This is a genomic window from Kitasatospora sp. NPDC005856 (assembly GCF_040629945.1).
GTDB lineage: Bacteria > Actinomycetota > Actinomycetes > Streptomycetales > Streptomycetaceae > Kitasatospora.
The window spans coordinates 1-23,199 of record NZ_JBEXWT010000078.1 but is presented as its reverse complement, the minus strand read 5'-3'; the positions used below and the strand labels follow the sequence as shown (position 1 = coordinate 23,199).

At 73.4% G+C, this 23,199-nt stretch carries 17 protein-coding genes; 7 read left to right on the top strand and 10 right to left on the bottom strand.

Annotation, left to right across the window (positions count from 1 at the left end; genetic code table 11):
- Nucleotides 1-37 precede the first annotated feature (37 nt).
- From ABZ449_RS32625 to ABZ449_RS32600, 6 genes are all read left to right on the top strand, one after another.
- Nucleotides 38-586, top strand: coding sequence for a MarR family transcriptional regulator (locus ABZ449_RS32625; protein WP_360353380.1), 549 nt, complete (start codon nt 38-40; stop codon nt 584-586).
- Nucleotides 586-2,094, top strand: a complete 1,509-nt coding sequence (locus tag ABZ449_RS32620) for an MFS transporter (protein WP_360353378.1) — start codon at nt 586-588, stop codon at nt 2,092-2,094. The genes ABZ449_RS32625 and ABZ449_RS32620 overlap by 1 nt, the downstream gene beginning before the upstream one ends.
- Nucleotides 2,095-2,265: 171 nt before the next feature.
- Nucleotides 2,266-2,814, top strand: coding sequence for a PaaI family thioesterase (locus ABZ449_RS32615; protein ID WP_360353376.1), 549 nt, complete (start codon nt 2,266-2,268; stop codon nt 2,812-2,814).
- Between the two features lie 378 nt (nt 2,815-3,192).
- Nucleotides 3,193-4,731 carry a hypothetical protein gene (locus tag ABZ449_RS32610; RefSeq protein WP_360353374.1) on the top strand — a complete coding sequence of 513 codons (1,539 nt, stop codon included), beginning with the start codon at nt 3,193-3,195 and terminating at the stop codon, nt 4,729-4,731.
- Nucleotides 4,728-5,363, top strand: coding sequence for a hypothetical protein (locus ABZ449_RS32605; RefSeq protein ID WP_360353372.1), 636 nt, complete (start codon nt 4,728-4,730; stop codon nt 5,361-5,363). Before ABZ449_RS32610 ends, ABZ449_RS32605 begins: the two co-directional genes overlap by 4 nt.
- On the top strand, nt 5,360-7,516 hold the full coding sequence (locus ABZ449_RS32600) for an Hsp70 family protein (protein WP_360353370.1): 2,157 nt from the start codon (nt 5,360-5,362) through the stop codon (nt 7,514-7,516). Before ABZ449_RS32605 ends, ABZ449_RS32600 begins: the two co-directional genes overlap by 4 nt.
- A 46-nt stretch (nt 7,517-7,562) precedes the next feature.
- Here the strand turns inward: ABZ449_RS32600 and ABZ449_RS32595 are convergent, their stop codons facing one another.
- The 3 genes from ABZ449_RS32595 to ABZ449_RS32585 all read right to left on the bottom strand — a co-directional run bounded on the left by ABZ449_RS32595 (nt 7,563) and on the right by ABZ449_RS32585 (nt 10,425).
- The gene (locus ABZ449_RS32595) at nt 7,563-8,561 is read right to left on the bottom strand and encodes a YdcF family protein (protein ID WP_360353368.1); all 999 of its coding nucleotides are present in this window, start codon (nt 8,559-8,561) and stop codon (nt 7,563-7,565) included.
- Between the two features lie 71 nt (nt 8,562-8,632).
- The gene (pip, locus tag ABZ449_RS32590; protein WP_360353366.1) at nt 8,633-9,595 is read right to left on the bottom strand and encodes a prolyl aminopeptidase; all 963 of its coding nucleotides are present in this window, start codon (nt 9,593-9,595) and stop codon (nt 8,633-8,635) included.
- A 131-nt stretch (nt 9,596-9,726) separates the two neighbouring features.
- The gene (locus ABZ449_RS32585; protein WP_360353364.1) at nt 9,727-10,425 is read right to left on the bottom strand and encodes a TetR/AcrR family transcriptional regulator; all 699 of its coding nucleotides are present in this window, start codon (nt 10,423-10,425) and stop codon (nt 9,727-9,729) included.
- A 123-nt stretch (nt 10,426-10,548) separates the two neighbouring features.
- On the opposite strand from ABZ449_RS32585, the gene ABZ449_RS32580 reads away from it, so the two are divergent.
- The gene (locus ABZ449_RS32580; RefSeq protein ID WP_360353362.1) at nt 10,549-12,114 is read left to right on the top strand and encodes an MFS transporter; all 1,566 of its coding nucleotides are present in this window, start codon (nt 10,549-10,551) and stop codon (nt 12,112-12,114) included.
- Between the two features lie 143 nt (nt 12,115-12,257).
- Here the strand turns inward: ABZ449_RS32580 and ABZ449_RS32575 are convergent, their stop codons facing one another.
- The 7 genes from ABZ449_RS32575 to ABZ449_RS32545 all read right to left on the bottom strand — a co-directional run bounded on the left by ABZ449_RS32575 (nt 12,258) and on the right by ABZ449_RS32545 (nt 23,015).
- The gene (locus ABZ449_RS32575; RefSeq protein WP_360353360.1) at nt 12,258-13,097 is read right to left on the bottom strand and encodes a lysophospholipid acyltransferase family protein; all 840 of its coding nucleotides are present in this window, start codon (nt 13,095-13,097) and stop codon (nt 12,258-12,260) included.
- Nucleotides 13,094-13,927, bottom strand: a complete 834-nt coding sequence (locus ABZ449_RS32570; RefSeq protein ID WP_360353358.1) for a GNAT family N-acyltransferase — start codon at nt 13,925-13,927, stop codon at nt 13,094-13,096. Before ABZ449_RS32570 ends, ABZ449_RS32575 begins: the two co-directional genes overlap by 4 nt.
- A 363-nt stretch (nt 13,928-14,290) precedes the next feature.
- Nucleotides 14,291-15,670 carry a serine hydrolase domain-containing protein gene (locus tag ABZ449_RS32565; protein ID WP_360353356.1) on the bottom strand — a complete coding sequence of 460 codons (1,380 nt, stop codon included), beginning with the start codon at nt 15,668-15,670 and terminating at the stop codon, nt 14,291-14,293.
- Nucleotides 15,671-15,840: 170 nt separating this feature from the next.
- A complete protein-coding gene (locus ABZ449_RS32560) occupies nt 15,841-17,166 on the bottom strand; it encodes a M1 family metallopeptidase (protein WP_360353354.1) in 1,326 nt (441 codons plus the stop codon).
- Nucleotides 17,167-17,213: 47 nt separating this feature from the next.
- Entirely contained in the window at nt 17,214-21,197 is a 3,984-nt protein-coding gene (locus ABZ449_RS32555) for a Pls/PosA family non-ribosomal peptide synthetase (protein ID WP_360353352.1), read from the bottom strand.
- A gap of 433 nt (nt 21,198-21,630) precedes the next feature.
- On the bottom strand, nt 21,631-22,497 hold the full coding sequence (locus ABZ449_RS32550) for an NmrA family NAD(P)-binding protein (RefSeq protein ID WP_360353350.1): 867 nt from the start codon (nt 22,495-22,497) through the stop codon (nt 21,631-21,633).
- Nucleotides 22,494-23,015: a hypothetical protein gene (locus ABZ449_RS32545; RefSeq protein WP_360353348.1), complete on the bottom strand. Its 522-nt coding sequence runs from the start codon at nt 23,013-23,015 to the stop codon at nt 22,494-22,496. The genes ABZ449_RS32550 and ABZ449_RS32545 overlap by 4 nt, the downstream gene beginning before the upstream one ends.
- Nucleotides 23,016-23,199: the final 184 nt, after the last annotated feature.

Here is a 23,199-nt window from a genome sequence, read left to right as displayed (position 1 = left end):
ACTGGACAGTCCAGACTGATGAAATTACCGTGGAAGCATGACCGAGAACCGAACCGCCCGCACCCGAGCCACTGCCGAGGCCGCAGGGTCCGCTGCCGAGGCAGCAGGGTCCGCGAGGGTTGTGGGATCCGAGGCATCCGAGGAGTACGCCGCGGCCGTGGTGCCCGACACCGCGGCGCTGGCCGCCCGTGAGCTGCGCGCCGTCTTCAGCCGGCTGCGCCGCACCCTGCGGGAGGCCAGCGGGACCAGCGACCTGACGCCTTCCCAGACCGCCGTGCTCAGTCGTCTGATCAACGACGGTCCGGCCTCCGCGAGTGCGCTGGCCGCCGCCGAGCGCGTCCGTCCGCAGTCGATGGCCGCCACGCTCGCCGCCCTCGAACAGCACGGACTGGTCGGGCGCCGCCCCGATCCCGAGGACGGCCGCCGCCAGGTGGTCAGCCTCACCGAGGCCGGCCTGGCCCACGTCGCGAACAGTCGCCAGGCCCGACAGGAGTGGTTGACCCGGGCCATGGCGGAGCACTACACCGAGTCCGAGCGCGCCACCGTGCTGGAGGCACTGGCCCTGCTGGACCGGCTGAACCGGTGATGGCCGGACCGTCCGCCCTGCTGGCCCGGTTCCGGTCCCGCCGTCAGCCGTCCGCTCCGGACGGCGGGTTCAATCGCCGACTGATCGCACCGATGGTGCTCGGCTCGGTGCTCAATCCGATCAACTCCTCGATGATCGCGGTGGCGCTGGTGCCCGTGGGCGCCGCCTTCGGCGCGCCGCCCGCGGAGACGGCCTGGCTGGTCACCGCGCTCTACCTGGCCACCGCCGTCGGCCAGCCGGTGATCGGGAGACTGGTGGACACCCACGGGCCGCGCCGGCTCTACCTCGCCGGGACGGCGCTGGTCGGCCTCGCCGGACTGCTCGGCGCGCTCGCCCCGTCGCTCGGACAGCTGATCGCCGCCCGGGTGCTGCTGGGGCTCGGCACCTCCGCGGCCTACCCCGCGGCGATGCACCTGACCCGCAGCGAGGCCGAGCGGACCGGGCAGTCGAGTCCCACCGGGATGCTGGCGGTGCTGGCCGTCGCCAACCAGACCGTCGCGGTGATCGGCCCCACCCTCGGAGGTCTGCTGATCGGCGCGGGCGGCTGGCGGACGGTCTTCGCCGTCAACGTCCCGCTGTCCCTGGCCTGTCTGGTGCTCGGCGCGGCCCGGCTGCCCGTCGCCGAGCGCCGCTCCGGCGGCCCCGGCCGCGGCGACGGCCTTTCCGACCGCCCTTCCGACCGTCCTTCCGGTCACCTCGACCGCCCCGACCGCCCCGACCGCCCCGACCGCCCCGACCGCCTCGACCACGCCGGGATCGCGCTGTTCGCAGTCCTGCTGCTCGCCCTGATGCTGTTCCTGATGAGGCCCGACCCGTCGCGCTGGTACCTCCCCGTGCTCGCCGCCCTGGCGGCCGTCGCCTTCGCCGTCCGCGAGCGGCGCGCCCGCACCCCCTTCATCGACCTGCGCTCGCTCGCCGGCAACCGCCCGCTTCTCGCCACCTATCTGCGCCAGGTCCTCGGCTACACCGCCATCTACGCCTTCCTCTACGGCTACACCCAGTGGCTGGAGGAGGGGCGCGGCCTGTCGGCAGCCACCGCCGGACTGGTGCTGCTGCCGCTCTCGCTGACCGCCCTCGCGGCCGCCGGAGTCACCGGCCGCAGCCCGCGCGTGCGCGGCAAGCTTCTGGTCGGCTCCGCCTGCCAGATCGCGGCCTGCGCCGCCCTGCTGCTGGTGCACGCGAGCAGCCCGGGTGTCCTGCTGATCGCGGTCGGCGTGCTGGCCGGCGTCCCCCAGGGGCTGATCGGAATCGGCACCCAGACCGCCCTCTACCACCAGGCGGATCCGGCCGCCATCGCCTCGGCGGCCGGGCTGCTGCGCACCTTCATGTACCTCGGCGCGATGGCGGCCTCGACCGCGAACGCCGCCTTCTTCCCGCACGGTGCCACCACGGGCGGGCTGCACCGCCTCGCGCTGTTCATGCTCGGCGGCGCGGCCCTGCTCCTCCTCCTCACCGTGCCCGACCGTTCACTCGGCCGACTGGGAAGTCCGTCGCAACACGAGGGATGACGGCCGGTCATCTCTCCTCCTTCGCAGGGGTGCCGGCCAGCCCGGAGACGGGACGTTCCGGCCGAGGTCGTCGGCGGCCCCCGCCACACGCCCCGGGGAGTGCCGAAGGCCGTACCGGCCCCACGCCGGACGGAACTTGAGACGGACGGCCGGACCGGGCAGGTTGATCCCATGACTATTAGCGAGATCGCGGTCGAAGGCCTCCAGTCCACGAGCGGCCCGGAGCAGCGCACCCGGATCCACACCTGGACACCCGGCCGGCCGGTCACCGAATACACCCACCTGACCGGAGGGGAGATCCTGTCGGAGTGGATCGCCGGACGGATCCCGGAGCCCTCGATCTGCAGCACCATGGACTTCCACCTGACCGAGGCGAAGCCGGGGACGGCGGTGTTCGAGGGCGAACCCGGAGACCACGTCTACAACCCGATGAACACCGTGCACGGCGGCTACCTCGCCGCCCTGCTCGACTCGGCACTCGGCTGCGCGGTGATGAGCCGGATGCCGGCCGGGGTGGCCTACACCACCACCCAGCTCAACGTCCACATGCTGCGCCCGCTGTTCGCCGACTCGGGGAGGCTGCGCTGCGAGGGCGTGGTGTTGCACCTGGGCCGGACGATGGCGACGGCCGAGGCCAAGGTGGTGGGCGTGGAGAACGGCAAGCTCTACGCCCATGCCACCACCACCTGCGCGATCCTGGCCCCCCGCCCGTCCGTCTGACCGGGCGACTGCGTTACCAGTGTCGACTGCTCGATGAGTCGAGCAGTCGACACGGCCCGTCCGGCTGCACCAAGCCGCCCCTGGCCGGGCCGGGGGAGCGCATCCCGTGCACGTCCCGTGGCGGGCCCCGACCCGGGCGGACCAAAGAGATGACACCTGGGACAACGGTCCTGGTGACCTGTCACAATGGGTCAACTTCCCGGCCAGGCAGCTGAATCAACGCGAGGAAGAGTGGCAACTGATCCCCCGCCGGGCGCTTCCCGGCAGCCCGTCCCAGGCGCACGTTCACACGCCATTGCGCTCGAACGGGAGCGGTTGCGTAACCAGCGGGCGCTTCGGGGGACGGAAGGACCCGGTGCGGCAGTCGACGGTTTCACGGTGCGCAAGTGGCGGAGGGCGGGCGTTTTCGGCGTCCAGGCCGTCGGGCGGGCCCGGGAGTTGCTGCAACAACTGACCGCGCAGGCCGGCCCGGACGCGGCGGGCTGGGCCCTGGAAGCGTTCCGAAGCGCACTGGACGGTGAGCCGAGCCCACAGCTGCTGCCTGCGGTTCGAGCGGTCCTGGCCGACGTCGGGTCGGAAACGGTGAGCGCGGCTCTGGCTACGGTCCACGGCGGCGGCTTCACCTGGCTGACCGAAGGCGGCGCGCAGCGGTTGGCAGTGCTCTCGGACAGCACCTCCAGCCCACTGCCCTCCACCGACGCGGCCCTCCCGGCAGAGGAAGACCCTTCCGGGGCCTACGCTCTCTTCCTGACCCTCTCCAGCCATCGTCTCGCGGAGCTCCCCACCCGGACCCTGCCGCGACTGCTGCCCTGGATACCCCTGGGCGTCGTGGACGACCTGATCGACGCGCAGGTACTGCGAGCGGACCACGAGCCATGGCAGTTCCGGTCGGACGGGAGGGAGTGCTCCTATCTGACGGCCAGACTGGCGCCACAGCAGGTCACGGACGAACAGGCGGCGGGAATCCAGTGGCGGGAGCGGCTCCAACGGGACGCCTTCCTCGCCGGCGCGGACCCGCAGTCGTCGCCCGGTGAACTCTACGACCTGCTCGACAGGGTCGCCGACGGACAGGCCTCGGCCCTCAAGGACCTCGAACAGCTCCTGCCGCGCGATCTCGTCCTGCTGCTCCGCCGGATTCAGGGCGGCGCACTGACCGGCACCTGGGACGGTGACATCGTGGGCGACCGAGGACTCTGGCGGTTGATCTTCAGCCTGTGGGAGCCCAAAGCCGCGGTCAACCCCACGCGGAGCCCGCTGCACGCTCTCATGGCCCTTCGACAGGCGTACGACCTGATCTGTGCCGGTGACATCCAGCGCGCCACCTCCCAGACGGCGAAGTTGGCGGCATTCGACGCCGCGGACCCGGGGTACCTGGCCGAGGCGCTCAACTTCCAGGCCTACCTGCTGCTCCTGGAAGAGAACTTGGACGCCGCGGTTGTCGCGCTCAGCCGGATCCGCGAGGTCCATCCGCAGGCCGCGGCGAACCTGGCGGTCATCGAACGGCGGCGGACCGTTCCTCGCAACGACCGCCGCCCCGCCTCCAACCCTTATCTGGACCTGGGGCTGCCACACGCCTCGTCGGGTTGGGAGACGCGCTACCGCGACCTGCGCCGGGAGTTCGCCAAGGACGTGGACACGAGCGCGCGACTGAACCGGGCGATGAAGAGCATCCGGGAGGCGGAACAGCAGGAGGACTGGTCCGACTTCTTCGTCCTGCCGCTCTCCGGCGAGCGCTTCGACCTTCCGGACGAGGTCCCGGTCTCACTGGTTCCCCCCCTCGCTCCGTTGGAGCGTCGCACTGCCGCGGGTTCGTCCGCGGACCTGGAGCTGGTCCGCCGGCGTGCCGTCGCGGATCTCCTGCCGTCCCTGCTCAGCGCGCCAAGGCGCCCGGACCACCATCACAGGACCCTCGCATGAACCGTCAGCCCCGAAGTCCGCAGAAGAGCCGAACCCCTGCCGCCCCCGCGAAGCCCGTGAAGGGCAACAACGGACTCAAGCGCCGTAGGGAGAAGCGGCGCAACGAGTCCCAGGCCGAGGCGCCGGCGCTTCGGACCTACCGCCCGGAGGAACTGCTCAGCCCGGCCGGACTTCTCACGAGGTTCACCGAACGGGCCCGGGAACTCGTCATCGAGCTGAGCGAGGACGAGCGGCCGACTCAGGCGGCCATGACCGTGGCCCTGCGCCAGGCCGTACTGGAGGCGTTCCGGACCAGGGAGGAGTACGTGGCCCGCATGGTGGAGACCGATCTGGTCGCCGGCGCGCCCAAGCAGAGCGTGGGCGGGCTGCGCAGGAGCATCCGGGGTGCCCTGCTCGACCAGGGGGTGCGCTGCGTGGACTCCCCGGAGGAGCAGGAGTACTTCGTCGTGGTGGAGGGCGAGGGAGAAGAGTTCGAGGTGCTGCGTCCCGCCTACCTGGACCAGGCCACCGGCAGACTGGTCCTGTCCGGCCAGCTTCGCCGCGTTCCGGCTCCGGTCGGCATCGACCGACCCGGCGCGGACCCGGCCGGGCAGGCCGAGGTCAGGGCGGCGGAGCAGGAGGACGGCGAGTGACGGCCACCGGCATCGACTTCGGGACCACCAACTCCGTCGTGGCCCAGTGGCTGGGCGACGAGGCCGAGGTGCTCGCACTGGATGCCCATCACATCGACGCCGACTGGCGGCGCCCCGGTTTCGACTTCCTGTTCCCGTCCGTGGTCGGGATGAGCTCGTTGCGTCGGGGGCCGCTGTTCGGCTGGGAAGCCAAGCTGCGTTCAGAGGAGGCGGCGGAAGCCTGCAAACGTCTGCTGAAGAGCGACGAGTACGTCACCATCCGGGGCCGCCGGTACGCCGCGACCACGGTCGCGGCCGGAGTGTTCCAGGCCATGCGGGACGGTGCGCAGCACAATCTCAGCACCATCGACCGGGCCGTGATCACGGTTCCCGCGAACGCCACCGGAGCGGCGCGCTACCGAACTCGGGCAGCGGCCCGGTTCGCTGGGATCGAGGTCCAGGCGTTGCTGAACGAGCCCACTGCGGCCGCGATCTCGTACGTGCACGATCTGCGGGAGGACGTCCAGATCCTGGTGTTCGACTGGGGTGGCGGCACGATCGACGTCACCATGCTCGACTACCAGGACGGCTTCTTCGAGGAGCGTGCTTCGAGGGGGGTGACCGAGCTCGGCGGACTGGAGATCGACCGTCGCCTGCGGGCGCTCGTCCTCGAGCGGGCTCCCGCACGCACCGCCTGGACCCCCGCCCAGCAGCGGCAGTTCGCCCTCGACATCGAACGAAGCAAGATCCTCCTGTCGTCGCGGGAGTCCGTCACCGTGATGACGCCGGACGGCGCGGCGGTACAGGTCTGGCAGGGAGAGCTGGAAGAGGCGATCACCGATCTGGTGGACCGGGCGCTCGTCCCGGTGGAACGGTGCCTCAACGACCTGCACATGGCGCCGCGCGACGTGGACGCGGTTCTGATGATCGGTGGCACCAGTCAGATCCCGAGCGTTCGCGCGGCGGTGACGGAGGTCATGCAGAGCGAGCCGGTCCCGGTCGTCCTGTGCGACCCCATGACGGCGGTCGCCCGTGGTGCGTCGATCGCCGCGGCCGTGCTGGAAGGCGAGGTCGACGGGGTGATCCAGGTGGCGACGGGTCACGCGCTCGGCACGGTGGTCAAGGACAGGAACGGCAGGAAGAAGTTCAGCCAGATCATCCCGCGCAATTCGCCGCTCCCGTGGAAGGAGCACAAGAGCTACACGCCCCTGCACGACCACACCCGTAGCCTCTCGGTGGAGATCTGGGAGGGAGACCCCGACCGCTCCCTCGAACACCCGGACAACGTCCAGCTCACCGAGCTGACGTTGGTCTACCCGCATCCGGGCGTGCGGGACGAGTCGCGCTTCCTGTTGGAGTACACCTACGACACCAACGGACTGCTGCACGTCAAGGCGACCTTGGAGCACACCGGGGAGGAGGTGCTCAACGAGGAGGTCAAGAGCTTCGGGTCCGGCGGGCCCGCCCCCGAAGTCCTCAAGGAACTCGATGCACTGTCGAACGGTGCCACGGACGTCGACCTGTCCGCGCACTCACTCATCCGGAACCCGGCCCGTCCGGTGCCGGCCCCGGCGAGACTCACTCCGTCGAGCCTCAGGGCCGCCCTGCCGGGTGAGGCCGGATCTCCGCGCGTACTGGTGGTGGACGGCTCGAACCTCGCGTGGATCGGTCGGTCGCCCCGGCGGGCGGGGGTGTACGGGAACGAGGACAGGCCGGGGTACGCCCAGCTGGAGGCGGCCCGGGCCACGTTGTCCGCCCGCTACCCCGGGGCCGAGATCCACGTCGTCGTGGATGCGACGTTCCGTCACAAGGTGGCGGAGGAGGAGCGTGCCGCCGTCGAGGCGGCGTTGAGCAAGGGGGAGATCATCCAGCCGCCGGCCGGCACCGAAGGCAAGGGCGACGCGCTCGTTGCGGCCATCGCGGACGACACCGACGCGGTGATCGTGACCAACGACAACTACGTCGAACTTCAGAGCCGCTATCCGTGGCTGCGCCGCAAGGGGAGGGTGTTGGGGGCGACTCATTCCCGGGGTGTCTGGGTGTTCACGCCGCGGACCTGTGTGGCCCCTCGCCACCGCGTGGTGAGCGCCGCTCCCGACGTGCCGGTCCGGGCTTTGATCCCGCCGAGCAACCATCCCCTTGCCGACATCGCGAGCCGGATCCACGAGGAGTAGCCGGTACCCGGCCCCGGTCCCGGCCATGGGGCCGGGGCCGGGCTGGTCAGCGGGCTGCGAGGAGTCCGCTGAGGGCGATGAGGCCGCAGATCCCGAAGTTGATGATCTTGTGGGACAGGAAGATCGCGGCGAACTCGCGGATGGTGGCGCTCGGCCAGTAGTAGCGGGCGGTGGGGGAGCCGAAGACGTGGCCGTTGACGCCGGTCTGCCGGGCGAGCAGGGCGGCCCGGAAGGCGTGGAAGTCGTTGGTGACCACGACGCAGTGGTAGTCGGGCTTGGCCTGCTCCATGATGGCCTTGCTGAACAGCAGGTTCTCCTCGGTGGTGCGCGAGCGGTCCTCCCGCTGGATGTGCTCCTCCGGGAAGCCGCGTTCGACCAGGTAGTCGGCCATCGCGTGGGACTCCGGCAGCTTCTCGTCCGGCCCCTGGCCGCCCGAGGTGACCAGCACCGGCGGGTTGCCGCGGGCGGCCTGCTTCTCGTACACCTCGCGGCCCCGGTTCAGCCGGCTGGCGAGCAGCGGCGGGACGCGCTCGCCGCCGATCAGCCCGGAGCCGAGCACGATCACGAAGTCCACGTCCCGGCGGGGCTGGTGGCGGCCGTAGAGGAAGGCGTAGCCGATGAAGCAGGTGAAGAGGAAGGAGACGTAGCCGATCACCAGGAGCAGGGTGCCGACCACGATCCCCAGCCGGGTCGAGCGGGTGGCGATCGCCACGAACAGCATGACGATGACGGCGAGGATGCCCAGTCCGGCGAGCAGGGAGAGGAGGTTGGCGGGCCGCCTGCCCTCCTTGCGGATCATGGTGAGGCCGTTGGCGATGAGGAACCAGATCAGGGCCGCCGTGCCGAGGGTGGGCAGGAGGAAGATCGCCACCATCGCGATCTCCACCACCAACGTGGGCGCCTTGCGGAGTTCGGCGAGCACGGCGAGGGAGAGCAGCGAGACGGCGATGCCGAGCAGGATGGCGTTGCTGAACTGGCGACGGTCGCGTAGTACCCCGATTCCGAACAACAGGAAGAACAGGGCGGCTGGGGCATAAGCGATCATGGTCGTATTGTAGGTTTCTCCGGTCGGGTCATTGATGGTGAATGCCTGACGGCCACGCAGCCCGCGGGGCCTCAGGCGAAGCGGTCGATCGCGGCCAGGACCGCATCCCTCATCCGCGGACTCCCGGTGTGCCCGGACTCGTCGATGACCGTCAGCCTGGCGTCCGGCCAGGCCTTGGCCAGCTGCCAGGCGGTGACCAGCGGGCCGCCGAGGTCCAGTCGGCCGTGGATCAGTTCGCCGGGGATTCCGGCCAGCCGTCCGGCGTCGCGCAGCAGTTGGCCGTCCGGCAGGAAGGCCCGGTGCGAGAAGTAGTGCGCGGTGATCCGGGTGAAGGCCATCAGCGCGTCGGAGGGGCGGTCGGTGTACGCGTTCGGCTTGCCCAGCGTCTCGTGCGAGATGACCGCGTCCTCCCAGGTGGCCCAGGCGTTGGCGGCGGCCCGCCGGACCGACTCGTCGGCGCTGTCGAGCAGCCGGCTGTAGGCGGCGAGCAGGTCGAAGGTGTCCCCGTCCCGGTCGGCGGGCGGAAGGAAGTCCCGGAACTCCTCCCAGGCGCCCGGCACGAAGCGCCCCACGCCGCGGTAGAGCCAGTCGGTCTCCTCGGGGCGGGTCATGGTGACCCCGCAGATCACGATCGCGGAGACCCGTTCCGGGTGGGCCTGCGCGTAGGCGAGGATCAGCGTGGATCCCCACGAGCCGCCGTACAGCAGCCACTTGTCGATGCCGAGGTGCTCGCGAAGCCGCTCCATGTCGGCGATCAGGTGTGCGGTGGTGTTGTGCTCCAGGCTGGTCGACGGGTCCGCGGCGTGCGGCCGACTGAGCCCGCAGCCGCGCTGGTCGAACTGGACGAGGTGGTAGCGCTCCGGGTCGAAGTACCGCCGGGAGCCCGGACTGTGGCCGGAGCCCGGCCCGCCGTGCACCACCACGGCCGGCCTGCCCGCCGGGTCGCCGGAGGCGTTCCAGTGGATCAGCTGCCCGTCGCCGACGTCCAACCGGCCTTGCGCGTACGGCTCGTAGAGGGGGTACAGCTCGGGCATCGGTGACTCCTCCGTGGTCGGACGGGCGGTCCTGGTGAGCCTACCCCGGTGCCGGATGGCAGGGTTCGGGCTGCCGCCGGGGGGAGACGGGCCGAGGAGGGCGACTGCGGAGGCCCGCGGAGGGGGGCGGTTCAGCGTCGCTCCGGCGGCAGCAGGGCGGCCAGGCCGTCGAGGATCCGCTGGACGCCGAACTCGAAGCGGGCGTCCATGTCCGGCTCGGTGAGGTCGTCGGCGAGGTCGACCAGGTTGGGGAAGGTCTCGGCGGGCAGGGCGCGGAAGAGGTCCCCGGCGGCGTCGGCGATGTCCCGGCGGCTGGTGCCGAGGACCTCGGAGGCCGAGATCGGCGACCGCTCCTGGAGCACGAAGCCCTGGACGAAGGCGCCCAGCAGGTAGCTGGCCATGGCGGCGTCGGCGTCGGAGAGGCCGGCCGCGCGCAGCCGGTCCAGTTGGTCCTCCATCAGCCCGAGCAGGTTGGGCCCGGGGGCGAGCCGGCCGGCGACGACCTTGGCCGCGTCCCGGGTGTCGAGCAGCAGACGGCGGTAGCGCCAGCAGTACGCGTGGAACTGTTCGCGCCAGCCGCCCTCGCGCGGCGGCGGCTCGGCGGAACCCATCACCGCGTCGGTGAGCAGGTCGAGCAGTTCCTGCTTGTTGCGGACGTGCCAGTACAGCGAGGCCGCCTTGACGCCGACCTCGGCGGCGACCTTGCGCATGGACAGCCCGGCCAGGCCGTCCCGTTCCAGGACCCGCAGGGCGGCCTGGGCGAGGGCCTCCCTGGTCAGGGCGGGGGTCGCTTCGTCGGGTCCGGGCGCTCCGGTGTGATTCTGCGGCATGGGTGTGCGGACGCCTCCGGCCGTGTCGTGGATTCCCGCTTGCAATCTAACACCGTTAGGTGCGATCGTGGCCGCCGTGCCACCACCTAACAGTGTTAGGGACTCACGACCTGGAGGGAACCCATGGAGGAGTCGAGCGCCCGTCGTCCACGGCTCGCGCTGCTCACGCTCTGCGTCACCATGTTCATGTCCATGCTGGACAACGTCATCGTCAACAACGCCCTGCCCCGCATCGGCCGGGACCTGGACGCCGGAATCGGCGGTCTGCAGTGGGTCGCCGAGGGCTACAGCCTGGTCTACGCGGCCTTCGTGCTGACCGGTGGCGCGCTCGGCGACCGTTACGGCCGCACCCGGGTGTTCCGCCTCGGCCTCGCCCTCTTCACGCTCGGTTCGGCCCTGGCCGCGCTCGCCGGGACGATCGGCGTGCTGGTCGGCGCCCGGATGCTCCAGGGCGTCGGAGCCGCGCTGCTCACCCCTGGCAGCCTCACCCTGATCCGGCACGTCTTCACCGACGAGAAGGAGCGGGCCAAGGCCATCGCCACCTGGTCCGGAGTCTCCGCGCTCGGCCTCTCGGTCGGCCCGGTGGTCGGCGGCCCGATGGTCGAACACCTCGGCTGGGCCAGCGTGTTCTGGATCAACGTGCCGATCGGCGTCGCCGGCCTGCTGCTCGCCGTCCGGGTGCTCCCGGACATCCCGCCGCGCGCCCGCCGGATCGACCTCGGCGGCCTCGCCCTGTCCGCCCCCGGACTGGGCCTGCTGGTCTACGCCCTGATCGAGGGCCCCTCCCGGGGCTGGACCGACGCCCGGGTGCTCGGTTGCGGTGCCGCGGCCGCCGTGCTGCTGCTCGCCTTCCTGCTGCTCGAACTGCGTCTCGCCGAACCGATGCTGGAACTGCGGCTGTTCCGCGACGGGGTGCTGGGCGGCGCGCTGCTGAGCGGGTTCATGGTCAGCTTCGGGATGTTCGGTGCGTCGTTCTTCCTGCCGCTGATGATGCAGGGCATCCTCGGCTGGTCCCCGGCCGCGGCGGGCTACGCCGGGCTGCCGATGACCGCGATGCTGGTGGTCGCCGCTCCGCTCTCCGGCCGGCTGACCGCCCGCTACGGGCCCCGGCTCCCGCTGGTGCTCGGCCTCCTCCTGTGCGCGGCCGGCCTCGGCGGCCTGTCGCTGTACGGCGATCACGCCCGCTACCCGGAGTACCTGTGGACGCTGTTCGCGATGGGCCTCGGGATGGGGCTGACCTTCACCCCGGTGTCGATCGGAGTGCTGCAGCGGGTCGCCCCGGCGCAGGCCGGGATGGCGTCGGCGGCCATCAACACCCTGCGCGAACTCGGCGGCGTGCTCGGGATCGCCGTGCTGGGCGCCGTCCTGACCAACCGGCTGACCGACTCCCTGACGGTGGCCCTGCACCGGCTCGGCGTCCCAGTGGACGCCGTCGGGCCGATCGCGGACGCGCCCACCGGCGCGGTGCACGGCGGTGGCGGAGCGGCGGAGGCACTGCCCGGTCCGCTCCGGGCGGCGGTGGACGGCGCCTTCATCGACGGCATCCACCTCGCCGTGCTCTGCGGTGCGGTCGCACTCGCGGTCACCGCCGGCCTGGTCGCCGTCCTGTTCGGCCGGGCCCGTCCGACCGTCGTGCCGGAGGCCGCCCTTGCGCGACCGGCGGAGCCGGCCGAGACCCGCTCCGCCTGATCGGCGGCCCGGTCAGCCGTACGGCACGCCCCGGCCGTGCCCGTCGCACGGGCTGCCGCACCGGCCGCCATGTGGACTGCCGCACCGGCTGCCATCCGGACGGCCACCCGGACTGCCGCACGGGCCGTCGCACCGGCGGCCCGTCAGTGGATACCCTCGATGGCGGCCTGCGCCCTGCGGGCCAGCTCGCGCCGGGCACCCGCCCGGGCGGGCTGGGGGCCGGGAGGCGGAATCGTCGGCAGGAAGGTCACGTCGGCGACCAGCCCGCGGGCCGCGACCACCCGGGCGAGCGAGGTGAGCAGCCCGTCGTCCCCGATGAAGGCGGGCACGCTGGTCGGCCGCCCGTCCGCCAGCCGGTACCGGATCGTCACCGGCTGGACGTCGGCCCCCGCCTCCACCGCCGCCTGGAACAGGGCGGGCCGGAACCGGCCGCTCTCCCGCCCGCACCAGGTCGACCCCTCCGGGAAGACGATCACCGGTTGCCCGGAGCGCAGCACCTCGGCCACCGTCGCGACGGTGTCCGGCAGCGTCCGCAGCCGGTCGCGGTCCAGGAAGACGGTGCCGCACCAGGCGATCAGCGGGCCGAGCACCGGCCACTGCCGGACCTCGGTCTTGGCCAGTGACCGGCCCGGCCGCCCGGCGGCGAGCAGCGGTATGTCCAGCCAGGACACGTGGTTGGCCACCACCAGCACCCCGCCGTCCGCGCCGGGGCCGGCGCCGGCGGCTCCGGCGGCTCCGGAGGCTCCCGCGAGGTGGACGGTCACCCCGAGGGCGCGCAGCACCGCCCGCGCCCAGAGCCGGACCAGCCGGATCCGGACGCGGTACGGCAACAGCCGGACCGGCGGGCTGAGCAGGATCCCCGCCAGCACGGCGGCCAGACAGGCCGTCAGCCGCAGCGCCCGCCGGGGGTGGGAGACCTCCGGCGAGGCGTCGGCCAGGCAGGTCTCGGGCCGGCAGGTCGCCGTGGGCAGCCAGACGCTCATGACGAGGCGCCCGAGGCGGGTACGCCGGACAGGAAGTGCCGCAGGTAGCGCGGGTCGGTGCGCTCCAGCGACAGCAGCACGTACAGGTCGGCGCAGTCGAAGTCCGGGTCGTACGCGGGCTCGCCGCAGACCCAGGCGCCCAGCCGCAGGTAGCCGCGGAGGAGGGCCGGCAGCGCGCCCCGCTCGGCGCGTGCCACCCCGGTGGCGTCCCAGCGGCGGTGCGGGGTGACCCGGTACTCCTCGGGCGCCAGGTGCTTGGCGCTGACGGCGTCCCAGACCCGGGCCGCGGTGGCGCCGCCGTCCGCCAGCTCGATCGAGCAGCAGCCGCCGACCCAGGTGTTGCCGGTGTCGGCCAGGTAGCGCGCGATGCCGCCCCACATCAGGTTGATGACGGCGCCGTTGCCCCGGTGCTCCGGGCTGATGCAGGAGCGGCCGAGCTCGACCAGGCCGGGACGGACGGGCGCGAGCGCGGAGAGGTCGAACTCGCCGTCGGAGTACAGCCGGCCGGCCCGGCGGGCGGCCTCCGGGCGCAGCAGCCGGTAGGTGCCGACGACGGCGCCCCGCTCGCCCTCGCGGACCAGCAGGTGGTCGCAGAACTCGTCGAACGGGTCGACGTCCAGGCCCTCGACCGGGCTGTGCAGCACCGCGCCCAGTTCGGCGCCGAAGACCTGGTGGCGCAGCCGCTGGGCGGCGCGCACGTCGTCCTCGTCGCGGGCGAGGGAGACGGTGTACGTGACCGGGGCGGCGGGCCGGGAGCGGGGAGCGGGGACCGCCGGGGCATCGTGGGTGGGGGCGACTGCGGACGGAGCGTACGTGGGGACGGTGGTCATGGCGGACCCTCCAGGGCAGCACGATCGGCGGTGCCGTGGATCACCAGGGCACCGTTCCGGTCCGCAGGCGGTTGGGCATGGACGCGAACCGGTCCCCGTATGTCTCTCCGAACCGGTTGGCATTTATGTTGCGGCCCGGGGGAGCGCAGATGTGCACCTGTTGAATGGGAACACCCGTGGCCCGGTGGTCACTTGCCCGGCACCCGGTGCTCGTCCGCCCGGGGTGGACAACACGTGCCGCAGGGGCGTACGGCCGTACCGCACGCCCCTGTCGTCACTGCTGCATTGCCGCGTCGGCGACGTCACCTCCGCGGTTCACGCCCCCGACGTGACGTCGTCGGTGTCACCGCCGCTGCGTGCGGCTCAGAACGCCCGCCACCCCTGCGGGTCGACGCCGCCCGGGACGGCGCCGCCCGGGCCGTACGGCTCGCGGGTGTGGACGAAGGAGCCGACGTCGAGGTGGCTGACGGTGCCGTCGGGGTGGCGGACCACCCGCAGGGTCTCGCCCGCGTAGTAGTTCTCCACGCCGGTCCAGGTGCCGTCCGGCTCGGGCCGGAAGCGCGAGCCCCGGCCGGCCCCGGTGAGCGGCGTGAGCTCCAGCACCCGCCCGGGCCGCAGCCGCAGGGCGCTCGGCGCGGCGCCCCAGTACCAGGGGCCGGTGAGCTCCAGCAGCTCTGCGTCCGACTCGGCCAGCGGGCGCCACGGTTCGGGCAGCCGGGGCTCGAGTTCGGCGGTGACCGCGATCAGCTGGGCGGCCAGCGCCGCGGCGCTGGCGCCGCTGGTGGCGTTGGAGAGGGCGTAGGCGGCCAGGCCGTCGGCCTCGCTGATCCACAGCCCCGCGGTGAAGCCGGGCATCGAGCCGGTGTGCCCGTACAGCAACCGGCCCTCGTGGCGGCGCAGTTGCAGGCCGAGGCCGTAGCCGATGGCCCACTCGGCTTCGTCCGGGGCGACGGCCGGGCGGCGCATCTCGGCGAGGGTGTCGGCGGACAGCACCTTGTCGTCGCCGGCCGTCAGGAAGGCCGCCCAACGGGCCAGGTCGCCGACGGTGGACCAGAGTTGACCGGCCGGGCCCATCAGGCCGGTGTCGGTGAGCGGCTCGGGCAGCATGACGTCGGCCCAGGGGTGGACGGCGAAGCCCCCGGCGTGCGGATGCTCGGGCAGCAGCGTGGTGCGGTCCATGCCGAGCGGGGCCAGCACCTCGCGGCGCAGCACCTCGCCCCAGGGCTCGCCGCGCAGCTTCTCCACCAGCGCGCCGAGCAGCGCGTAGCCGGGGTTGGAGTAGTGGTACACCCGCCCGGCCGGATGCTTCAGCGGCCGCTCGGCCTCCAGGATGTCGCCGAGGCCGGGCCGGAGCGTGCCCTCGGTCCGCTCCCACCAGGGGCCGGGGCTCTCGGCGGTCAGACCGGAGGAGTGCGAGAGCAGCTGGGCGACGGTCGCCGCGTCGGCGGGGGTGCCGGGCAGGTGGCGGGAGAGCGGGTCGGCGAGGTCGAGCAGGCCCTCGTCGCGCAGCCGCAGCACCAGCACGGCGACGAAGGTCTTGGTGAGCGAGCCGATCCGGTACTGGACGTCCGCGGTCGGCGCGTGTCCGTCGACCATGCTGCGGGCACCGCTCCACACCGGCTTCCCGTCGCGCAGCACCCCGGCGACCATCGAGGGCGTGCGCCCCTCGGCCTGGGCGACGGCGAGCCGGTGCAGCAGCGCGCGGCGGGTGGTGGGAAGCAACTCGTGGGGCAGGTCGGTCATGTGGGCTTCTGGACTCATCGACATGTGCACGGACAGTAGCCCAGCCCGGCCCCGCGGCCGACCGATTATCCCGGCCCCGGGGCGGCCGACCGACCGACCCGGCCCCGGCACGACCGGTCGTGCCCGGTCGGGCCCGGTCGAACGGAGCGGCCCAGGACCGGTCACGGCGCTCAGTCCGGCAGGGGCGGCAGCTCCGGCCGCTCCAGCCACGCCTCGAAGAGCGGGCCGAGGGGGGCGGCGGTGTACCGGGCGGCGTGGGCCCGCAGATCGGCGGTGGCGACCACGCCGTGCCGGTTGATGCTCGTCCAGTCCCGCAGCATCGCGAAGAACGCGTCCTCGCCCAGTGCCCGCCGCAGCGCGTGCACCACCAGCCCGCCGCGCTGGTACAGCCGGTCGTCGAACATCAGCTTCCGGCTCGGGTCGCCGAGCCGCAGGTCCTGCGGCAGCCCGGCCAGCAGCCGGTGCGCGGCGGCGGCGTGCACGGCCGCGCCCGGGCCGCCGGCGTGCTCGGACCAGAGCCACTCCGCGTACTTGGCGAAGCCCTCGTTGAGCCAGATGTGCCGCCAGTCGGCGATCGTGACGCTGTTGCCGAACCACTGGTGGGCCAGCTCGTGCGCGATCAACCGCTCGCGCTCCCAGCCGCCGCCGAGGTGGTTGGTGCCGAAGGTGGCGACGCCCTGCGCCTCCACCGGGACGTCCAGCTCCTCGTCCGCGATCACCACCGCGTACTCGCCGAACGGGTACGGGCCGAAGACCTCGCCGAAGTACGCCGCCATCTCCGGCTGCCGGGCGAAGTCCCGGGCGAACGCGGCGGCCAGCGGCTCCGGAACGTAGCCGGTCTGCGGCACCGCCGGGCGCACCGCCAGCGGCACCGGCCGGTAGTGCCCGATCGACACCGTCACCAGGTACGTCGGGGTGGGCGCGCTCTGCTCGTACACCCAGGTGGTGCTGGACGCCCTGGTGGTGCGGGTCAGCAGCCGGCCGCTCGCCACCACCGTGAACGGGGACGGCGTGGTGACGGCCAGCTGGTACGTCGCCTTGTCGGCGGGGCGGTCGTTGCACGGGAACCAGGACGGGGCGCCGACCGGCTGGCTCGCCACCAGCGCGCCTTCGGTCAGCTCCTCCCAGCCCAGGCCGCCCCACGGGCTGCGCACCGGGCGCGGGTTGCCGGTGTAGTGCACCTCGACGGTGAACGCCGCGCCCGGCGCGAGCGCCTTGGCCGGGCGGATCCGCAGCTTGCCGCCGCGGTGGGTGTAGCGGGCGGCCCGGCCGTCGACCAGCACCCGTCCGATCCGGAACTCGGCGAGGTCGAGCGCGAACTCCGCCAGCGCCGCGTCCGCCACCGCGCTCAGCCGGGCCGAGCCGGCCAGCCGGTTGGGGCCGGGCCGGTAGTCCAGCGCCAGCTCGTAGCGGTGCACCCGGTAGCGGTGGTCGCCGCTGTTCGGGAAGTACGGGTCCGGGGCGCCGGCGGCCGCGGGGACGTGCTTGGGCTTCACGGGGGCGTGCACTTCCTGCGGGCCGGGACGGGGGGACGGGGAGGTGGTCACGACGTGGTCTGCCACGCCTCGATCGGGTTGCCCAGCCACCGCGTGTCGGCGGGGACGGACTCGGCGCGCATCACCAGCGAGGCCGGGCCCAGCGTGCTGCGCGCGCCCACCGTGCTGCCGGGCAGCACGATGCCGCCCGGGCCCAGGGTGGCGCCCTCGCGGAGGACCACAGTATCCATCCGCATGATCCGGTCGTGGAAGAGGTGGGTCTGCACCACGCAGCCCCGGTTGACGGTGACCCCGTCGCCGAGGGTGACGAGGTCCGCCTCCGGCAGCCAGTAGCTCTCGCACCAGACCCCGTGGCCGACGTGCGCGCCGAGCGAGCGAAGCCACAGGTTCAGCACCGGGGTGCCCGGCACCGCGCCGACCAGCCACGGCACCGCCAGCATCTCCACGAAGGTGTCCGCCAGCTCGTTGCGCCACACGAAGCCGCTCCACAGCGGGTGCTCCACCGCGCGGAACCGCCCGACCAGCAGCCACTTGGCGGCCACCGCGACCACGCAGGCCACCGCGCCGGCCGCCAGCAGCACCAGGCCCGACAGCAGCGCGGCGGTCAGCGGCGAGCCGGCCGCCAGCCAGGACAGCGCCGCCACGGTGAGCAGACCCAGTGCCCCCGAGGCCAGCACCGGGACCAGCCGGCCCACCTCGACCAGCCCGCGCGCCCACAGCAGCCGGGCCGGCGGCTCGTAGGTCAGGCTCTGGTCGGCCTGGTCCGCCGAGCGCGGCAGCCGCATCGGCGGCATGCCCAGGTACGACCCGCCCTTCTTCGCCTTCGCCGGGGTCGCCGACAGCACGCCCACCAGGCCGCGCTTGGGCACCGTGCGGCCCGGCGCGGTCATCCCCGAGTTCCCGAGGAACGCCCGCTCACCGACCTTCGCCTCGCCGAGCCGCACCCAGCCGCCGCCCAGCTCGTACGGGGCCATCAGGGTGTCGTCGGCCAGGAACGCGCCGTCGCCGACCGTGGTCAGACTGGGCAGCGCCAGCACCGTGGACACCTCCGCGCCCCGGCCGACCCGCATCCCGAGGGCGCGCAGCCACAGCGGCGTGACCAGCCCGGCGTAGAGCGGGAACAGCACCTCTCGGGCCCGGTCCATCAGCTGGGTGACGGTCCACGCCTGCCAGCCCACCCGGCCGTGCAGCGGGTGCGTCCCGGGCAGCAGGCCGATGCTCAGCACCCGCACCAGCACCACCAGCTGCGCCGCGTACACCGCGCCGAACGCCAGCGTGGCGGGCAACAGCCCCAGCAGCGCGCCGCCGAGCGCCGGGCCGAGGGCCGTTCCCTGGTCGACGAAGCGGGAGAACACGGCCAGCGCGGCGAGCGCGGGCAGCGCCGGGAGCAGGCCGAGCACGGCGCCGCTGGCGCCGTACAGCGCGGCCCAGCGCGCCTGGCGGGCCGGGCGCTCCTTGGGCCAGGTGCGCTCGGCGCGGCCCAGCTTGACGGCGGGCGCGCCGCCCCAGCGCTGGCCGGTCGGCACCTGTCCGGTGACGCTGGAGCCGGCCGCCACCTGGGCGCGCTTGCCGACCCGGGCGCCGGGCAGCAGGGTCGAGCGGGTGCCGACCACGGCACCGGAACCGATCTTGACCTGGCCGATCAGCAGCCGGTCGCCGTCCAGCCAGTAGCCGCACAGGTCCACCTCGGCCTCGACCGCGCAGCCGCGGCCCAGCTTCAGCATCCCGGTGACCGGCGGCAGCGAGTGCAGGTCCACCTCGGGCGCGACCTTGGCGCCCAGCGCCCGGGCGTAGCGCACCAGCCAGGCGCCGGACAGCGAGTCCGCGCCGCTCAGCTCGGCGAGCCGCTCGGCGGTCCACAGCCGCAGGTGGACGGAGCCGCCGCGCGGGTGGCTGCCCGGGCGCACGCCGCGCAGCAGCAGCCGGGCGCCGCCCGCCGCGAGGGCCAGCCGGCCCGGCGGGGTGTACAGCGCGAGCGCACCCGCGCCGACCCACCACCAGGAGGCGGTGGGCGCCCACGGATAGTCGCCGAGGTGGGTGAGCAGGTTCCCGGCCGCCAGCAGGGCGACCGTCCAGCGCAGGCCGACCACGGTGAACAGCGGGACCAGCAGGAGCAGCTGGAGCAGCTTGGCCCTGGTCGGCACCAGGGTGACGGTGCGGGCCTCGGTGCTCTCGCAGGCGGTCCGTTCCAGGTGACGGGCGAGCTTGCGCAGCGTCGGGTGCTGGTAGATGTCCAGCACGGCCACGCTCGGGTAGCGGGTGCGCAGCAGGGTGGTCAGCCGGGCGGCGGCCAGGCTGCCGCCGCCGATCGCGAAGAAGTCGTCGCGCGGGCCGCCGACCCGCACGCCGAGGATCTCCGACCACTGCTCGGCCAGCCAGGCCTCGGTGCCGTACAGCTCCTCGCTCGGGCCGGCGCTCTCCAGCTCGGGCAGCGGCCAGGGCAGGGCGGCCCGGTCGACCTTCCCGGAGGTCCGGGTGGGCAGGGTCTCGACGGTCGCCAGCAGCGGCACGAGGGCGGCGGGCAGCTCGGCGCGCAGCCGCTCGACGGCCTGCTCGCGGTCGAAGCCGTCCTGGACCACCAGATAGCCGACCAGCAGCTGGTTGCCGCCGCGGGCCGTCCGTACGGCGGCCGCCGCGCCGGCGACGCCGGGCAGGGCCTGCAGGGCCGCGTCGACCTCGCCGAGCTCGATCCGGCGCCCGCCCAGCTTGATCTGCTCGTCGGTGCGGCCGAGGAACAGCAGACCGGCCGGGTCGGCCTGGACCAGGTCGCCGCTGCGGTAGGCGCGCTCCCAGCCCAGCGAGGGCAGCGGTGCGTACTTCTCGGCGTCCTTCTCCGGGTCGAGGTAGCGGGCCAGGCCCACACCGCCGATCACCAGCTGCCCGGTGCCGCCGGGGGCGACCGGCACACCGGCCTCGTCCACCACGGCGAGGTCCCAGCCGTCCAGCGGCAGGCCGATCCGCACCGGACCCTCGCCGGTCAGCAGCGCGGCGCAGGCGACCACGGTGGCCTCGGTGGGGCCGTAGGTGTTCCACACCTCGCGGCCCTCGGTGACCAGGCGCTGCACCAGCTCGGGCGGGCAGGCCTCGCCGCCGAAGATCAGCAGCCGCACCTCGTTGAGCGCCTCGGCCGGCCACAGCGCGGCCAGGGTCGGGACGGTGGAGACCACGGTGATCTCCTGCTCGGCCAGCCAGGGCCCGAGGTCGGCGCCGCTGCGCACCTGGGAGCGGGGGACCGGCACCAGGCAGGCGCCGTGCCGCCAGGCCAGCCACATCTCCTCGCAGGAGGCGTCGAAGGCCACCGAGAGGCCGGCCATCACCCGGTCGCCGGGGCCGATCGGCTCCTCCTGGAGGAAGAGCGCGGCCTCGGCGTCCACGAAGGCGGCGGCGTTGCGGTGGGTGACGGCCACGCCCTTGGGCTTGCCGGTCGACCCGGAGGTGAAGATGATCCAGGCGTCGTCGGCCGGGGTGGGGCGGCGCTCCAGGGCGGGAGCGCGCTCGCCGGTGGTCGCGAGGTCGCGCCCGGCGCCGAGCACGGCGGCCACGGCGGCCTCGCCGAAGACCAGCTCGGCGCGCTCGTCCGGGTCCTCGGCGTCCACCGGGACGTAGGCGGCACCGGCGGCGAGCACCGCGAGGATCGAGACGTACAGGCCGTTGGTGCCGGAGGGCACGCGCACGCCCACCCGGTCGCCCGGGCCGATCCCGGCGGCGGCCAGCCGGCGGCGCAGCTGCTCCACCTCGGCGGCCAGGGCGCGGTAGCTGAGCACGGTGTGCCCGTCGTCCAGGGCGGGCTCGTCGGGGTGGGCGCGCACGGTGGCGTCCAGCACGTCGACCAGGGTGCGCGGGGCGGCGGCCGGGCGGCCGGGGAACAGGGCCAGTGGCTGCTCGGGCGTCTGCCCGGGGGCCTGGTCGGGCTGTGCCGGCGCGGGCGGCGCGGGGGGCGCGGGGGGCGCGGCCTGGGTGGGCTGCGCCGCCGGGGTGGGCTCCTGCGGTGGCGTGGCGTGCTGCTCCGGGTGGCTCGGTTCAGCTGTCATGGCAGCCGTGCGCTCCTCGTCCTCGCCCCGTTCCGACCGATGCCCGGCCCCTGGGGCGGTGGGAGCACCGTCCGATCAGGTGCTCCCACTCCGGGCCGGAGCGGACAACCCGACTGATGCTAGTCCCGGGACGGCGATCGGTCAGGAGCGGACACTCGGCCCAACTGGCGCCGGAATGGCGGAATCTGACAAAGCGTCAGTCAACAACTGAGGCTTCTCGATATCGATGTGATGGGGTGTCAGGAGAATTGACGGATCGTCAGGTCGATTTCTCGACCGTGATCCATGCCACAGTGATTCCTGCTCCCTTCGGGTGGCGGGAGGTGGCGGGCCGGGATTTCCGGGCCGATTTCCCCGATTTCCGGCTCGGGTTTCGGCCCGGGCTCCGGATCGGCTGTCCGGTGCGGGCCCGGCCCGCCGTCCTGTCCGGTGGTCAGCGGAACCGGTGCAGGTTCTCGCCGAGGAACGCCTCCAGGGTACGCGGAGCACGTCCGGTGAGGCGGAGGAAGGAGCCGTCCGGGGTCTCCTTGCGAACCACCGCGAGCTGCTGGATCTCCACCACGTGGGTGGCCAGCCAGGGCGGCATCCCGGCCCGGCCGACCAGGTGGGCGTGCAGTTCTGACGGGCTCAGGTCGAGGTAGCGGACCGGCCGGCCGAGCAGCTCGCCCAGCAGTGCGGTGAGCTCCGGGTAGCTGTAGGTCCTGCCGCCGGTGAGCGGGTGGGTGCCGCCGGCCAGCTCGGGGCGGGTGAGCACCTCGGCCGCGGCGTCCCCGATGTCCCGGACGTCCACGTAGTTGCACTGTGCCTGGCCCATCGCGCCGTGCACCACGCCGGCGGCGGCGATTCCGGGCGCCAGGAGCAGCAGCTTCTGCATGAACGCGTACGGTCGCAGGACGGTGGTGGTGACGCCGGAGGACCGCAGTCGCTCCTCGATCAGGTGGTGGCCGCGGGAGACGGCGACGGGGGAGTCCGGCTCGGCGGCGGGCGCGGAGACCTTGACGATGTGCTCCACTCCGCAGTCGAGCGCCGCATCGATCGCGTTCAGCTCGTGCCGGACCTGCTGCGGGCCGTTGGCCATGGTGAGGAAGAGCTGGTGCGCGCCGCGGAAGGCCGCGCGCAGGGAGGCCGGGTCGGCGGCGTCGGCCGGGAGGGTGGTGGTCCGGGCGAGCGTGCGCTCGTCGAGGGTGGCGGCCAGTCGGGCGGGGTCGCGACTGAGGGCGTGGCTCGGTGCGCCGAGGGCGGCGAGGCTGCGCAGCGTGGCGCCGCCGGTGGCGCCACCGGCGCCCATGATGACGATCATGACGTTTGCCTTTCGGGGTGGAGTGCGGCTTCGGGCCGAGGGGCGGTGGGCTGGGGTGTGGCGGGGAGTCGGTGCTGCGCCGTGCGTGCCGGGCGGCTGCCGCGCCAGTGCCAGGTGGTGATGGTGGCGGCGATCGCCGAGGAGACCGGCAGGTCGATCGGCAGCCGCCGCGGCCACGGGCTGTGGGCGAGGGCCGGGATCTGCGGCAGCCAGTGGGCGGCAACGAGGCCGAGCGCCAGGCCGAGCGCGGCGGCGACCAGACCGAGCGTGGCGGCCACGAGCCACCGCGGGGTCCGGGCCGGTCGGCTGCGGACGGGGCGGCGGCGTAGTGCGGCTCCGAGTGTCGCCGCCACCAGGGCGGAGGTGCCGCCGATGGTGGTGAGTGCGGCGGCCACCAGTTGTGGCTGCCCGGTGACGGCTCCGCCGGTCCCGGCCATGGCGGCGGGCATGGCGTAGGCGACCAGGACCTCGCGCCACAGGACGAAGGGCGGAGGAGCGCCGGGGGCCTTCTTGCTCATGGGTCGGGTCTCCTTTCGTTTGTGATTAGGTACCTAAGTATTTGTGCTTAGGTACCTAACTATTGGGGCTGGAGGGAGGCGGGCCGCCGGATGGCGGCCCCCCCCGGGTGGTTAAATCCACCGTTTGTTGGGCCAAACCCGCCACCACCCCGGCCCACAACACCAAGAAACTTCCGCCCAACAC